Genomic DNA, 15,271 nt, shown 5'->3' on the forward strand with positions numbered 1-15,271 from the left:
CGGGGATGAGCCACGGGAGATGTAGTCCGACATGGGTCTCGAGGAGAAACTGCCCAGCGGGTTCCTGCTGAGCACGGTGGAAGATTTGGCCGGTTACCTGCGCAAGAGTTCGCTGTGGCCGGCCACGTTCGGCTTGGCGTGCTGCGCGATCGAGATGATGGCCACCGGCGGCGGGCGATTCGATATCGCCCGCTTCGGCATGGAGGCGTTCCGCGCCTCGCCGCGCCAGGCCGATCTCATGATCGTGGCGGGCCGGGTGAGCCAGAAGATGGCCCCGGTGCTGCGCCAGGTCTACGACCAGATGACCGAACCGAAATGGGTGCTGGCCATGGGCGTCTGCGCATCCTCGGGCGGCATGTTCAACAACTACGCCATCGTGCAGGGCGTCGACCACATCGTGCCGGTCGACATCTACCTGCCCGGCTGCCCGCCGCGGCCGGAGATGCTGTTGAACGCGATCCTGAAGCTGCACGAGAAGATTCAGGAGATGCCGCTGGGCGTGAATCGCGAGGAAGCCGTGCGCGAGGCCGAGCGGGCCGCGCTCGCCAGCACCCCGACCATTCAGCTGAAGGGGCTGCTGCGATGACGTTCGATGCACCTTCCGGCACGGAGAGCCCCCCGAAGGCGGCCGTGGAACCTGACGAAAACAACTCGGAGACAACAGAACCCGAACCCACCGCGCCCGCCGAGGAAGTGATCGGCGTGCGCAAGGGCATGTTCGGGGTCTCCGGCACCGGCGACACCTCCGGCTACGGCCGTCTGGTTCGCACCATCAATATGCCCGGCAGCACCCCGCCGCCCTACGGCCCGGTCTTCGACGAGATCATCGCGAATCTGCGCCTGGCCCTGGCCAAGACGTTCGAGGAGTCGATCGAGAAGATCGTCGTCTTCCGCGGCGAACTGACCCTGCACATCCGCCGCGAGCACCTGGTGCGGGTGGCGAAGGCGCTGCGCGACGGCCTGCGCTTCGAGCTGTGCCTGGGCGTGAGCGGCGCGCACTATCCGGAGGACACCGGGCGGGAACTGCACGCGGTCTACCACCTGAACTCCATCACCCACAACCGGCGGGTGCGCCTGGAAGTCTCGGTGCCCGACAGTGATCCGCACATTCCGTCGCTGTACTCGGTCTACCCCACCAATGACTGGCACGAGCGGGAGACCTACGACTTCTTCGGGATCCTCTTCGACGGCCATCCCTCGCTGACCCGGATCGCCATGCCCGACGACTGGCGTGGCCACCCGCAGCGCAAGGACTATCCGCTCGGCGGAATCCCGGTCGAATACAAGGGCGCGCGCATCCCGCCGCCCGACGAGCGGAGGTCTTACTCGTAATGAACGACATCGACACCAAGTCCCAGCCCGCCACCGAGGAACGGCCCGAACGATCGGTCACCGTGGTCGGCAATGACTGGGACGAGATCTCCGCTGCCCTCGATGGCGTCGCCGAGGAACGCATTGTCGTGAACATGGGCCCGCAGCACCCCTCCACCCACGGGGTGCTGCGGCTCATTCTCGAAATCGAAGGTGAGACCGTCACCGAGGCCCGCTGCGGCATCGGCTACCTGCACACCGGCATCGAGAAGAACCTCGAGTACCGCAACTGGATGCAGGGCACCACCTTCGTCACCCGCATGGATTACCTGTCGCCGTTCTTCAACGAGACGGCGTACTGCCTGGCGGTCGAGAAGCTCCTGGACATCACCGACGCGATTCCCGAGCGCGCCAATGTCATTCGCGTCATGCTCATGGAACTCAACCGCATCTCCTCGCACCTGGTCGCGCTGGCGACCGGCGGCATGGAGCTGGGCGCGCTCACCCCGATGCTGTTCGGTTTCCGCGAGCGCGAGTTGATCCTGGACGTGTTCGAGGCCATTACCGGTCTGCGCATGAACCACGCCTACATCCGTCCCGGCGGCGTGGCCCAGGACCTGCCCGATGACGGCGTGCAGAGGGTGCGCGAACTCCTCGACCTGCTGCCGAAGCGGCTGCGGGACATGGAGTTGCTGCTCAATGAGAACCCCATCTGGAAGGCCCGCACCCGCAATGTCGGGTACCTGGACCTCACCGGCTGCATGGCCTTGGGCGTCACCGGCCCGGTGCTGCGCTCCACCGGCCTGCCGCACGATCTGCGAAAGTCCCAGCCGTACTGCGGTTATGAGAACTACGAGTTCGACGTGCAGGTCGACACGGGCTGTGACTGCTACGGCCGCTACCTCATTCGCGTCAACGAGATGAAGGAGTCGGTGAAGATCGTCGAGCAGTGCCTCGACAAACTGCGGCCGGGCCCGGTCATGGTGGAAGACAAGAAGATTGCATGGCCTGCCGACTTGCAGCTGGGGCCGGATGGGCTGGGCAATTCGCCCAGGCACATCGGCAACATCATGGGCACCTCCATGGAGGCGCTCATCCACCACTTCAAACTGGTGACCGAGGGCCTGCGCGTCCCGGCGGGACAGGTGTATGTGGCGGTGGAATCCCCGCGCGGTGAGCTGGGCGTGCACATGGTCAGCGACGGCGGCACCCGCCCGTACCGGGTCCACTACCGCGACCCCTCGTTCACGAATCTGCAAGCGGTGGCGGCCATGTGCGAGGGCGGCCTGGTGGCCGATGTCATCGCCTCGGTCGCCTCCATCGACCCGGTGATGGGTGGTGTGGACCGATGACAGAGATCCTGCTCAACCTGACCACGCGGCCGATCCCGTACCCGGAGAAGGTGCGCGATCGGCTGCAGCTCGAGGCCCAGGAGATCATCGAGCGGTACCCGAACTCGCGTTCCGCACTGCTTCCCCTTTTGCACCTGGTGCAATCGGTGGAGGGGTACGTCTCGGGCACCGGCATCGAATTTTGTGCCGAGCAGCTGGGATTGACCGATGCCGAGGTCACCGCGGTGGCGACCTTCTACTCCATGTACCGGCGCACCCCGACCGGCGACTATCACGTCGGTGTCTGCACGAACACACTGTGTGCGGTGATGGGCGGCGATCAGATCCTCGCGGAACTCAAGCAGCACTTGGGCATCAAGCACGGTGAGACGACCGCCGACGGCGCGATCACCCTCGAGCACATCGAGTGCAACGCGGCCTGTGACTACGCGCCCGTGGTGATGGTCAACTGGGAGTTCTTCGACAACCAGACCCCGGAATCGTCCAAGCAGCTGGTGGACGCGCTGCGCCGCGGCGAGCAGATGACCGGATCGCGCAGCGGCATCCCACTGTGCACCTTCCGCGAAACCGCCCGCATTCTCGCCGGATACGAGGACCAGCGGCCCGGAGCCACCGACGGCGCGCCCGGATCGGCCACCCTCGCCGGTCTGTATGCCGCCGCCGAACAAGAGAAGACCGAGGGAGGCGCGCAGTGACGACCGCTCTGACACCCGTCCTCTCCAAGCACTGGGCGGACCCCGAAGGCTGGACGCTGGCCGCCTACCGGCGGCAGGGCGGCTACCGTGCACTGCCGAAGGCGCTGCGCATGCAGCCCGACGAGGTCATCGCCACGGTCAAGGATTCCGGCCTGCGCGGCCGCGGCGGTGCGGGCTTCCCGACGGGCATGAAGTGGGGCTTCATCCCGCAGGGGCCCGGACCGGCCGGTGCGCCGGTCAAGCCGCACTACCTGGTGGTCAATGCCGACGAGTCGGAACCAGGTACGTGTAAAGACATTCCGCTCATGCTGGCGACACCGCACACCCTCATCGAGGGCGTCATCATCGCCGCCTACGCCATTCGCGCCTCGCACGCCTTCATCTACGTGCGAGGCGAAGTCGTGCCGGTGCTGCGGCGTTTGCAGGCGGCGGTTCAACAGGCTTATGCCGCAGGGTATCTGGGCAAGAACATCCAGGGCTCCGGCTTCGACCTGGAGGTCGTCGTGCACGCCGGTGCGGGCGCGTACATCTGCGGCGAGGAGACCGCGCTGCTGGATTCGCTCGAGGGCCGCCGCGGCCAGCCGCGCCTGCGTCCCCCGTTCCCGGCCGTGGCGGGTCTGTACGCCTGCCCGACCGTGGTCAACAATGTGGAATCCATTGCGTCCGTGCCGTCCATCATCGCGAACGGCGTGGACTGGTTCCGGTCCTTCGGCACCGAGAAGTCGCCGGGCTTCACGCTGTACTCGCTCTCGGGTCACGTGACGCGACCGGGCCAATATGAAGCGCCCCTCGGAATCACGTTGCGAGAGTTGCTGAAATACGCGGGCGGCATCCGCAAGGGCCACACCCTCAAGTTCTGGACCCCGGGCGGCTCGTCCACCCCGATCTTCACCGACGAGCACCTCGACATCGCCCTCGACTACGAGGGTGTCGCCGCGGCGGGCTCCATGCTCGGCACCAAGGCCCTGCAGATCTTCGACGACACCACCTGTGTCGTGCGCGCGGTGCTGCGCTGGACCGAGTTCTACGCCCACGAATCCTGCGGCAAATGCACCCCCTGCCGTGAGGGCACCTACTGGCTGGTCCAGCTGCTCGAGCGTCTGGAGAACGGCACCGGCCACGAGACCGACCTGGACAAGCTGGCCGATATCGCCGACAACATCAACGGCAAATCGTTCTGCGCCCTCGGTGACGGCGCGGCCAGCCCGATCTTCTCCTCCCTCAAGTACTTCCGCGACGAGTACGCCGAGCACATCCGCCTCGGCGCCTGCCCGTTCGACCCGGCCCGGTCCACCGTCTGGGCTGAAGGAGCGCGATGACCTCGACAGTGAGCTCCACGACCGGCGGCGGGGTGACACCCGCCGACATGGTGACCGTCACCATCGACGGCACCACGGTTTCCGTGCCCGCGGGCACGCTGGTGATCCGGGCCGCCGAACTCATCGGCACCCAGATTCCGCGGTTCTGCGATCACCCGCTGCTGGACCCGGTGGGCGCGTGCCGTCAGTGCCTGGTCGAAGTGGAGGGGCAGCGCAAGCCCGTCGCGTCCTGCACCCAGACCGTGGCCGATGGCATGGTGATTCGCACCCAGCTGTCCTCCCCCGTCGCCGCCAAGGCGCAGGAGGGTGTGATGGAGCTGCTGCTCATCAATCACCCCCTCGACTGCCCGGTGTGCGACAAGGGCGGCGAGTGCCCGCTGCAGAACCAGGCCATGTCCAATGGGCGCGCCGAATCCCGCTTCGACGGTGAGAAGCGCACCTTCCCCAAGCCGATTCCGCTGTCCTCGGCCATTCTGCTGGACCGGGAACGCTGCGTGCTGTGCGCACGCTGCACCCGGTTCTCCCAGCAGGTGGCCGGTGACCCGTTCATCGAATTGATGGATCGCGGTGCGCTGCAACAGGTCGGCATCGCGGCCGGGGAGCCGATGGACTCCTACTTCTCCGGCAATACGGTGCAAATCTGCCCGGTGGGCGCGCTCACCGGCAGCACCTACCGGTTCCGGGCGCGGCCGTTCGATCTGGTGTCGAGCCCGGCGGTGTGCGAGCACTGCGCGTCGGGATGCGCGCAGCGCACCGATCACCGGCGCGGCAAGGTCATGCGGCGGCTGGCCGGTGACGACCCGCAGGTCAATGAGGAATGGAACTGCGACAAGGGCCGTTTCGCGTTCCAGTACGCCACCGAACAGGACCGGCTGACCACGCCCTTGGTGCGAAGCTGGGACGGGAGTCTGCAGCCCGCGTCGTGGTCGGAGGCCATTGGCGCGGCGGCACGCGGACTGGCCTCGGCGCGCGGCAATGCCGGTGTACTGCTGGGCGGCCGGGTCACCCTCGAGGACGCCTACGCCTACTCGAAGTTCGCGCGAGTCGCGTTGAGCACCAATGACATCGACTTCCGGGCCCGCGATCACTCGGGCGAGGAGGCCGATTTCCTGGCGGCCCGCATCGCGGGACGGGGCATAACGGTCGACTACGCGGCGCTCGAACGCGCCCCGTTCGTGCTCCTGGTCGGCTTCGAGGCCGAAGAGGAATCGCCGATCGTGTACCTGCGGCTGCGCAAGGCGGCCCGCAAGAACGGCACCCCGATCTACTCGCTCGCCCCGTACGTCACCCGGGGCTTGCAGCGCATGTCCGGCACCCTGCTGCTCACCGCGCCCGGTGCCGAACCGCACGTGCTCGAATCCATCCGCACCGGCGAAACCGATGAGACCACAGCCGGTTACACCCGGCTGGGCGAGGTCGGCTCGCTGCTGCGGGAGCCCGGGGCCCTCATCCTGGTCGGCGAACGCCTCGGCGGCATCCCCGGCGGACTGTCCGCCGCCGCCCGCCTGGCCGACGAGACCGGGGCGGCCCTGGCCTGGATTCCGCGCCGCGCCGGTGAGCGCGGCGCGCTGGAGGCGGGCGCCCTCCCGGTTCTCCTCCCAGGAGGGCGACCCGTCGCCGATCCCAGTGCGCGCCAACAGGTTCAGCAGGCGTGGAACTGCGACGAGCTGCCGATGAACCCGGGCCGCGACACCTCCGCCATCCTCGCCGCCGCGCCGACGCTGGGCGCACTGCTCATCGGCGGGGTCGAGGTCGGCGATATGCCCGATCCGCACGCCGCGCTGCGGGCCATCGACGCCGCGAGCTTCGTGGTGTCGATGGAGTTGCGGCGCAGCGACATCAGCGACCGCGCCGATGTCGTGTTCCCGGTGGCCTCGGCCATGGAGAAGGCCGGAACCTTCCTCACCTGGGAGGGCCGACACCGCCAATTCGATGCCGCGCTGCGCGATTCGACCGTGCGCCGCGAGGCCGCGCCGATGGCCGAATACCGGGTCCTCGACGCCATCGCGGCGGAGATGGGTATTCGCCTCGGCCTGCCCGACGCGGCCAGTGCCCGTGCCGAATTGGCCGACCTGGGCACGTGGGACGGCACGCTCTATCCCACCCCCGTGCAGCATCCGCACCCGATCATCCAGCCCAACCCGGGCACCGCGGTGCTCTCGTCCTGGCGCATGCTCATCGACCGCGGCCGTCTCCAGGACGGCGAGCCCAATCTGGCCGGTACCGCCCGCCCACCGGTGGTGCGGCTGTCTCCGCACACCGCCGCCGAAATCGGTGTCACCACGGGCGATCCGGTGACCGTGAGCAATGACCACGGTCTCATCACCCTGCCGCTGGTGGTCACCGAGATGCCCGACCGGGTGGTGTGGCTGCCCATGAATTCCCCCGGCTCCGACGTGCTGGTGCAGCTCGGCACCACACCCGGACACATTGTGCGTATTCGACGGGAGGACCACCTGTGAGTTACGACCTGAGTATGTTCGGCCACGATCCGTGGTGGCTGGTCCTCGTCAAATCCCTTGGCATCTTCGTCTTCCTGCTGCTCACCCCGATGCTGGCGGTGTACGCCGAACGCAAGATCGTGGCGTTCATGCAGATGCGCGTCGGCCCCAACCGGGTCGGGCCGCGCGGCACCCTGCAGTCCATTGCCGACGGCGTGAAGATGCTCCTCAAGGAGGACATCGTCCCGGCCATCGTGGACAAGCCGATCTTCATTCTCGCGCCGGTCATTTCGCTGATCCCGGCCGTGATGGCGTTCGCGGTGATCCCGTTCGGGCCGCAGGTGTCCATGTTCGGGCACCGCACGCCGCTGCAGCTGACCGATATGCCGGTGGGTGTGCTCTACATCCTGGCCATGGCCTCGGTCGGCGTGTACGGCATCGTGCTCGCGGGTTGGGCGTCGGGCTCCATCTACCCGCTGCTGGGCGGGCTGCGGTCGACCGCGCAGGTCATCTCCTACGAGATCGCCATGGCGCTGTGCTTCGCGGCGGTGTTCCTGCTCTCGGGCACCATGTCCACCTCGGGAATCGTGAAGGCGCAGAACGGAACCTGGTACGTCTTCCTGCTGCTGCCCTCGTTCCTGATCTACGCGGTGTCTATGGTCGGCGAGACCAACCGCGCGCCCTTCGACCTCCCCGAGGCCGAGGGTGAGCTGGTCGGCGGCTTCCACACCGAGTACTCCTCGCTGAAATTCGCCATGTTCATGATGGCCGAGTACATCAACATGGCAACGGTTTCCGCGCTGGCCACCACGCTGTTCTTCGGCGGCTGGCATGCGCCGTTCCCGATCTCGCTGTGGTCGGGCGCGAACTCCGGCTGGTGGCCCATGCTGTGGTTCACCGCCAAGGTGTGGACGTTCCTGTTCGTGTTCATCTGGCTGCGCGGCACCCTGCCGCGACTGCGCTACGACCAGTTCATGAATCTGGGCTGGAAGCTGCTGATCCCGGTGTCGCTGGCCTGGGTCATGTTCGTGGCCACGCTGAAGGTGCTGCAGGACAACGGGACTCACATCCAGACCGCGGGCATGGTGATCGGCGGCATTGTCGTCGCGCTCGTGCTGCTGGCGTTGGTGCTGCGGGCCGGACACGCGGGCGACGACCGCACCAAGGCCTCGCCGGATCCGGATTCGACCCGGGCGTACTCCGACTTCCCGGTGCCGCCCATGCCCGCCGAAACCCCGGCGGCCACGGCGAAACCCGGTCTGCTGGAACCGCTCGGCGGGTTCATGGTCACCGCGGCCACCATGTTCAAGAAGCCCAATACCGAGCTCTACCCCGAGGTCAAAACCCCGACCGCGCCGCGCTATCACGGTCGCCACCAGCTCAATCGGCACCCGGACGGCCTCGAGAAGTGCATCGGCTGTGAGCTCTGCGCCTGGGCCTGCCCCGCCGACGCCATCTATGTCGAGGGCGCGGACAACACCGAGGACGAGCGCATGTCGCCCGGTGAGCGCTACGGCCGCGTCTATCAGATCAATTACCTGCGCTGCATCGGCTGCGGCCTGTGCATCGAGGCGTGCCCGACGCGGGCGCTGACCATGACCAACGACTACGAGATGGCCGACGACAACCGGGCCGACCTCATCTACGAGAAGCAGGACCTGCTCGCGCCGCTGCAGCCGGGCATGGTCGCCCCGCCGCACGCCATGTACCCGGGCGCGGACGAGGGCTCCTACTACCGCGGTGAAGTCCCCGGTGCGGCAAGCGAACTCGCCGGAGCCGAAGGGACGACGAAATGATCGACACAGCGACGATCACCCTGGCCCAACCGGCCCAGCAGATCGTCACCCACACCTCCACCGGCGAGGCCGTGCAGTTCTGGGTCCTCGCCGTGGTCGCGGTGCTCGGCGCGCTCGGCATGGTCTGCGCGCGCAAGGCCGTGCACTCGGCACTGTGCCTGGCCGCCACCATGATCACGCTGTCGGCGTTCTACATCGCCGAGAGCGCGCTGTTCCTGGGCATCGTGCAGATCGTGGTCTACACCGGCGCGGTCATGATGCTGTTCCTGTTCGTCATCATGCTCGTCGGCGTGGATTCCGCGGAGTCGCTGCGGGAGACGCTGCGCGGGCAGCGGCTGGCGGTCATCGTGGTGGGCATCGGCTTCGGCATGCTGCTCATCGGCGGCATCGCGCGCGGGGTCACCGGGGGCAAGAGCGTCGCCGAGACCGGGCCCGGGCTGGGCGGCAACAACGCCATCGGGGCGCTGGGCGAACTCATCTTCGTGCGCTACGTGTGGGCGTTCGAGCTGACCGGTGCGCTGCTCATCACCGCGACCATCGGCGCGATGGTGCTCGCGCACCGCGAGAAGTTCGGGCCCCGAACCGATCAGCGCACGCTGTCGAAGGAACGCTTCCGCGACGGCAGCCGGGTCACGCCGCTGCCGACGCCCGGCGTGTACGCCCGCCACAATGCCGTCGACGCGCCCGCGCGACTGCCGGACGGCTCCTTCGAGGAGCTGTCGGTCAGCACCATCCTGCGGCACCGCCGCAATCGCGCTCACACCGAGGCCGTGGTGCTCACCGTCGGCAATGGCAATGGGGGCAACGGCGACAACGGGAATGGCGCGAACGGCAAGAACGGCAACGACTCCCCCGAGGAAGGCTTGCGGTGAACCCGGACAACTATCTGTATCTCTCGGCCCTGCTCTTCACCATCGGCGCGGCCGGGGTCTTGGTGCGGCGCAACGCCATCGTGGTGTTCATGTGCATCGAGCTCATGCTGAACGCGGTGAACCTGGCCTTCGTCACCTTCGCCCGTGAGCACGGCAATCTCGACGGGCAGGTGTTCGCGTTCTTCACCATGGTGGTGGCGGCCGCCGAAGTCGTTGTGGGCCTGGCCATCATCATGAGCATCTTCCGTGCCCGCCGCTCGACCTCGGTCGACGACGCCAACCTGCTGCGGTACTGACATGGATACCGCACAGATGATGCTGTGGCTGCTCCCGGCGCTGCCGCTGGCCGGGGCCGTGTCCCTGCTGCTGATGGGCAAGATCAGCGACAAGTTCGGACACCTGGTCGGGACGCTGATGGCGCTGGCCTCCTTCGGGGTGGCGGCGTGGGCGTTCAACGACATGCTGGATCGGTCCAATGCGCAACGGGCCGTGCACTACAGCCTGTTCGAGTGGGTGCCGGTCGCCGGGCTGAAGGTGGACTTCGCGCTGCAACTGGATCAGCTGTCGATGTGCTTCGCGCTGCTGATCACCGGAGTCGGCTCGCTGATCCACATCTACTCGGTCGGGTACATGGCGCACGATCCGGGACGGCGGCGCTTCTTCGCCTACCTCAACCTGTTCCTGGCGGCCATGCTGACGCTGGTGCTGGCGGGCAACTACCTGGTGCTGTATCTGGGCTGGGAAGGCGTCGGTCTGGCGTCCTATCTGCTGATTGGGTTCTGGTACCACAAGCCCTCGGCGGCAACGGCGGCCAAGAAGGCGTTCATCGTCAACCGGGTCGGCGACATGGGCCTGGCCATCGCGTTGATGGTCATGTTCGCGACCTTCGGCAGCGTCGACTTCGGGACCGTATTCGGTGCGGCCGGAAAGGCTGGGACCGGAACCCTCACGGCCATCGGGCTTCTGCTGCTGTTGGGTGCCTGCGGTAAGTCCGCGCAGGTGCCGCTGCAGTCCTGGCTCGGGGACGCAATGGAGGGCCCGACCCCGGTGTCGGCGCTGATCCACGCGGCCACCATGGTCACCGCCGGTGTCTACCTGATCGCGCGCTCTAACCCGATCTTCGACCTCGCACCCGGTGCCCGGGCCGCCGTGATGGCGGTCGGTGCGGTGACTTTGCTGTTCGGTGCGATCATCGGCTGCGCCAAGGACGACATCAAGAAGGCGCTCGCCGCGTCCACCATGAGCCAGATCGGGTACATGATCCTCGCGGCGGGACTCGGGCCGGTCGGCTACGCGGCCGCCATCATGCACCTGCTGACCCACGGCTTCTTCAAGGCCGGACTGTTCCTCGGCGCGGGGTCGATCATGCACGCCATGGACGACGAGGTCGATATGCGGCGCTACGGCGGACTGCGCAAGCTGCTGCCGGTCACCTACGTCACCTTCGGGCTCGGATACCTTGCCATCCTGGGTGTTCCGCCGTTCGCCGGATTCTGGTCCAAGGACCGGATCATCGAGGCGGCGTTCACGCACGGCGGGTTCGGCGGCATCGTCACCGGTATCGCGGCGCTGTGCGGTGCGGGCATCACGGCCTTCTACATGACTCGCGTCATGATCTTCACCTTCTTCGGCGAACGCCGGTGGAAGGAAGGCACGCACCCGCACGAGGCACCCGCCTCCATGACCGGGCCGATGATTCTGCTGGCGTTCGGATCGGTGTTCTCCGGCATGCTCTTCGCCTACGGGTCGTCGCTGACCAACTGGCTGGCCCCGGTCGTCGGCGAACACCACGGTGAACCGTTCATTCCGGCCTGGGCGATCACCTTCTTCGCCCTCGCGGTGGTGGCGGCGGGCATCTGGGTCGCCTACGACCAGTACGCGGGCAGCCCGATCCCCGAAACCGCCCCGGCCGCAACACCGCTCGTGGAGGCCGCGCGCCGCGATCTCTACGGCGACGCCGCCAACGAGGCCGCGTTCATGCGGCCCGGCGAGCACCTGACCCGGTCGCTGGTGTTCGTCGACAACCGCGGCATCGACGGGCTGGTCAATACGACGGCCGCGGTGATCGGCGGCCTGTCCGCGCGAATCCGGCGCGTGCAAACCGGATTCGTCCGCTCCTACGCCCTGTCCATGTTCACCGGCGCGGCCCTGGTGGTCGCCGCCCTGCTGGCGGTGAGGTTGCTTTGAGCGAATTCCCTTGGCTCACCACGCTGTGGGCGGTTCCCTTGGTGGGTGCGGCTCTCGCGCTGTTCTTCCCGGCGAGCTGGCGTACCGGGGTGCGGAGTTTCGCGCTGCTGGTGTCGGTCGGCACGCTCGGTATCGGAATCTGGTTGGCGACACAGTTCAAGACCGGTGGCGAGCAGTACCAGTTCGTCGAGAAGCACCAGTGGATCCCCGCTTTCGGGGCGGGCTACACGCTCGGAATGGACGGCATCGCACTGGTGCTGATCCTGCTGACGGCCGGGCTGGTGCCGCTGCTGCTGATCGCCGGATGGCAGGACGAGCGGGAGGTCGGGTCCGGGCCGCGGGTGGCGCACTACTACGTGGCGCTCACGCTGGTCGTGGAATCCATGGTGCTGATCTCGTTCACCGCGTTGGACATTCTGCTGTTCTACGTGTTCTTCGAGGTCATGCTCATCCCGATGTACTTCCTCATCGGCGGCTTCGGGCCGCGGACCGGGGATCTCGCGGTGCGGCAGCAGCGGTCGCGGGCGGCGGTGAAGTTCCTGCTGTACAACCTGTTCGGCGGGCTCATCATGCTGGCGGCCGTGATCGGGCTGTACGTCATCACCGCGCGGGACAAGCTGGGCAGCAATGGCGGTGGGACCTTCGATTTCCGGACCGTCATGGAGGCCGCCAACTCCGGGCACCTCGGGGCGACACCGGCGGTATTGAACGCGCTGTTCCTCGGATTCATGTTCGCGTTCGCGGTCAAGGCTCCGCTGTGGCCGTTGCACACCTGGCTGCCGGATGCCGCGGTGTCGGCCACACCAGCGAGCGCGGTGCTCATGATGGCGGTGGTCGACAAGGTCGGGACCTTCGGCATGCTGCGCTACTGCCTGCTGCTGTTCCCCCATGCCACATCGACTTACGCGCCGTTGATCAGTGTGCTCGCCGTCATCGGGATCATCTACGGGGCGCTGCTCGCCATCGGGCAGACCGATGTGATGCGGTTGATCGCCTACACGTCGATCTCGCACTTCGGTTTCATCATCCTCGGCATCTTCGCGCTCACCACCCAGGGTGGGACCGGGGCGACGCTGTACATGGTGAATCACGGGATCTCGACGGCGGCGCTGTTCCTCATCGCCGGATTCCTGGTGTCGCGGCGGGGATCTCGACTCATCGCCGAATTCGGTGGGGTGCAGAAGGTCGCGCCGATTCTGGCAGGCACTTTCCTGATCTCCGGCTTGGCGACGCTGTCGCTGCCGGGGCTGGCACCGTTCATCAGTGAATTCCTGGTGCTGATCGGCACATTCACCCGGTACCCGGTGGCGGCCATCTTTGCATCCACTGCATTGGTGCTCGCCGCGCTGTACGTGCTGTGGATGTACCAGCGGATGATGACCGGGCCCGTGAAGCAGGGCAACGAGCGCCTCTACGACCTGCTCCCCCGCGAAATGGTCGTCGTGGTCCCGCTGCTGGCGGCCCTGCTGTTCCTCGGCGCATACCCGAAACCGGCGTTGGATCGGATCGATCCGGCCGTCGCCAAGACCCTCACGACCATCGGCCAGCACAATCCGGCGCCCGCGGTGCAGCCGGAAGCCGCCCAGACGAACACCGGAGGTGCGCAGAAATGAGTGGTGGTCTGTTGCTCGCCGCCGCGACGGTTCCGGCACCGAGCATCGAATATCGGGCGCTCTCGCCGATGCTCATCGTGTTCGGCGTCGCGGTGGCCGGAGTCCTGGTGGAGGCGTTCGCGCCCAGGCGGTCTCGGTATGTGACGCATATGGTGCTCGGGCTCGGCGGGTTGGCCGTGGCGCTTGGCGCGGTGATCGGGTTGCGGGATGTGCGGGAGACCGCGGTCGTGGGTTCGGTTGCCATCGACGGGGTTTCGCTGTTCCTGCAGGGGACCATTCTCGTGGTCGGGATTCTCGGGCTGGTGTTCATCGCCGAGCGGCGAGCCGACCGGATGCCGGTGAAGCGGGAGGGGCCCGGAACCTGGAGCCTGACCGCGTCCCGGGGCGGGGTGGATGCCTTCACCCCGCAGGCCGCCTCGACACCGGGGAGTTCGGATGAGATCGCGGCGACCAAGGCGGGAGTCGCTACCACCGAAGTCTTTCCGCTCACCTTGATCGCCATCGCCGGTCTCATGCTGTTCCCGGCCTCGAACGACTTGTTGACCATGTTCGTGGCGCTGGAAGTGCTTTCGCTGCCGTTGTATCTGCTGTGTGGGTTGGCGCGCCGGCGTCGGCTGCTCTCCCAGGAGGCGGCGCTCAAGTACTTCCTCCTGGGTGCGTTCTCGTCGGCCTTCTTCCTCTATGGGATGGCCCTGCTGTACGGGTATGCCGGAACTGTTCGGTTGGAAGGCATTGCCGAGGCGGTAACTCGGGATGCTGGGAACTCACACACGCTGGCCATTCTCGGAGTGGCAATGTTGGCGGTCGGGCTGCTGTTCAAGATTGGCGCGGTGCCGTTCCAGTCCTGGATTCCCGATGTGTACCAGGGTGCGCCGACGGCTATTACCGCTTTCATGGCCGCTGCCACGAAGATTGCGGCAGTTGGTGCAATGCTGCGCGTGCTGTACGTTGCGGTCCCCGGGTTGCGTAACGACTGGCGTCCGGTGCTCGCGGCCGTTGCGATCGCGACAATGGTCGTGGGTGCGATTCTGGCCGTGACTCAGACCGATATGAAGCGGATGCTCGCGTATTCCTCTGTCGCACATGCCGGATTCATTCTCACCGCCTTGGTGGCGGCGAACACCGCAGGCGTCTCGTCGATTCTGTTCTACCTCGCCGTTTACGGCCTCGGCACGATTGGCGCATTCGCCGTGGTCAGCCTGGTCCGGGACCAGAATGGCAACGAGGCAACCGATCTGCCCGCCTGGGCCGGAATGGGCCGCCGCTCCCCCTGGCTCGCCACGATCTTCTCGCTGTTCCTGCTGTCCTTCGCCGGTATCCCGCTCACCAGCGGATTCATCGCCAAGTTCGGTGTGTTCGCTGCGGCTACGGGCGGAGAAGCATCGGTGCTAGTGATTGTCGGTGTCATCTCCAGTGCGATCGCCGCGTTCTTCTACATTCGCGTAATCGTCCTGATGTTCTTCACCGACGCTCCGGCAACAGCGCCCACGGTCGTCTACCCGACCATGACTAGCACGATCATCGCGCTCACCGCCGCAGCGACATTGGTGCTGGGCATCTTCCCGCAGCCGCTTCTCGATCTGGCGAAGAACGCATCAACTTTCACGCACTGAAAAGCGGAAAGAACAAAAGACAAAAGAAGAAAAGATAAAAGACGCCAGGAGGAGGGAGAGAGGGTGGCCGAG

General features: G+C 66.7%; 12 protein-coding genes. All 12 read left to right on the plus strand.

The window, feature by feature from the left end:
- The first annotated feature begins 31 nt into the window (after positions 1-31).
- The 12 genes from VMT40_RS23510 to nuoN are packed head-to-tail and all read left to right on the plus strand — an operon-like array spanning position 32 to position 15,199.
- Entirely contained in the window at positions 32-586 is a 555-nt protein-coding gene (locus tag VMT40_RS23510; protein ID WP_326311010.1) for a NuoB/complex I 20 kDa subunit family protein, read from the plus strand.
- Positions 583-1,332 (plus strand): NADH-quinone oxidoreductase subunit C, encoded by a 750-nt coding sequence (locus VMT40_RS23515; RefSeq protein ID WP_326360819.1) that lies wholly within the window; start codon positions 583-585, stop codon positions 1,330-1,332. The genes VMT40_RS23510 and VMT40_RS23515 overlap by 4 nt, the downstream gene beginning before the upstream one ends.
- Positions 1,332-2,663, plus strand: a complete 1,332-nt coding sequence (nuoD, locus tag VMT40_RS23520) for an NADH dehydrogenase (quinone) subunit D (protein ID WP_326360820.1) — start codon at positions 1,332-1,334, stop codon at positions 2,661-2,663. The genes VMT40_RS23515 and nuoD overlap by 1 nt, the downstream gene beginning before the upstream one ends.
- Positions 2,660-3,358, plus strand: a complete 699-nt coding sequence (gene nuoE / locus VMT40_RS23525) for an NADH-quinone oxidoreductase subunit NuoE (RefSeq protein WP_326360821.1) — start codon at positions 2,660-2,662, stop codon at positions 3,356-3,358. Before nuoD ends, nuoE begins: the two co-directional genes overlap by 4 nt.
- Complete coding sequence (gene nuoF / locus VMT40_RS23530; RefSeq protein ID WP_326360822.1) at positions 3,355-4,677, plus strand: NADH-quinone oxidoreductase subunit NuoF; 1,323 nt, start codon at positions 3,355-3,357, stop codon at positions 4,675-4,677. Before nuoE ends, nuoF begins: the two co-directional genes overlap by 4 nt.
- Complete coding sequence (locus VMT40_RS23535) at positions 4,674-7,139, plus strand: NADH-quinone oxidoreductase subunit G (RefSeq protein WP_326360823.1); 2,466 nt, start codon at positions 4,674-4,676, stop codon at positions 7,137-7,139. The genes nuoF and VMT40_RS23535 overlap by 4 nt, the downstream gene beginning before the upstream one ends.
- Positions 7,140-7,153: 14 nt before the next feature.
- Positions 7,154-8,914, plus strand: a complete 1,761-nt coding sequence (gene nuoH, locus VMT40_RS23540) for an NADH-quinone oxidoreductase subunit NuoH (RefSeq protein ID WP_442790054.1) — start codon at positions 7,154-7,156, stop codon at positions 8,912-8,914.
- A complete protein-coding gene (locus tag VMT40_RS23550) occupies positions 8,911-9,786 on the plus strand; it encodes an NADH-quinone oxidoreductase subunit J (RefSeq protein ID WP_326360825.1) in 876 nt (291 codons plus the stop codon). Before nuoH ends, VMT40_RS23550 begins: the two co-directional genes overlap by 4 nt.
- Positions 9,783-10,082: an NADH-quinone oxidoreductase subunit NuoK gene (nuoK, locus tag VMT40_RS23555; protein ID WP_036549137.1), complete on the plus strand. Its 300-nt coding sequence runs from the start codon at positions 9,783-9,785 to the stop codon at positions 10,080-10,082. The genes VMT40_RS23550 and nuoK overlap by 4 nt, the downstream gene beginning before the upstream one ends.
- Positions 10,083-10,101: 19 nt before the next feature.
- Positions 10,102-11,973 carry an NADH-quinone oxidoreductase subunit L gene (gene nuoL, locus VMT40_RS23560; protein ID WP_326361733.1) on the plus strand — a complete coding sequence of 624 codons (1,872 nt, stop codon included), beginning with the start codon at positions 10,102-10,104 and terminating at the stop codon, positions 11,971-11,973.
- On the plus strand, positions 11,970-13,586 hold the full coding sequence (locus tag VMT40_RS23565; protein ID WP_326360826.1) for an NADH-quinone oxidoreductase subunit M: 1,617 nt from the start codon (positions 11,970-11,972) through the stop codon (positions 13,584-13,586). Before nuoL ends, VMT40_RS23565 begins: the two co-directional genes overlap by 4 nt.
- Positions 13,583-15,199, plus strand: a complete 1,617-nt coding sequence (gene nuoN, locus VMT40_RS23570; RefSeq protein ID WP_326360827.1) for an NADH-quinone oxidoreductase subunit NuoN — start codon at positions 13,583-13,585, stop codon at positions 15,197-15,199. The genes VMT40_RS23565 and nuoN overlap by 4 nt, the downstream gene beginning before the upstream one ends.
- Positions 15,200-15,271 lie beyond the last annotated feature (72 nt).

The sequence above is a fragment of the Nocardia sp. CDC160 genome (assembly GCF_035818795.1).
Taxonomy (GTDB): domain Bacteria; phylum Actinomycetota; class Actinomycetes; order Mycobacteriales; family Mycobacteriaceae; genus Nocardia.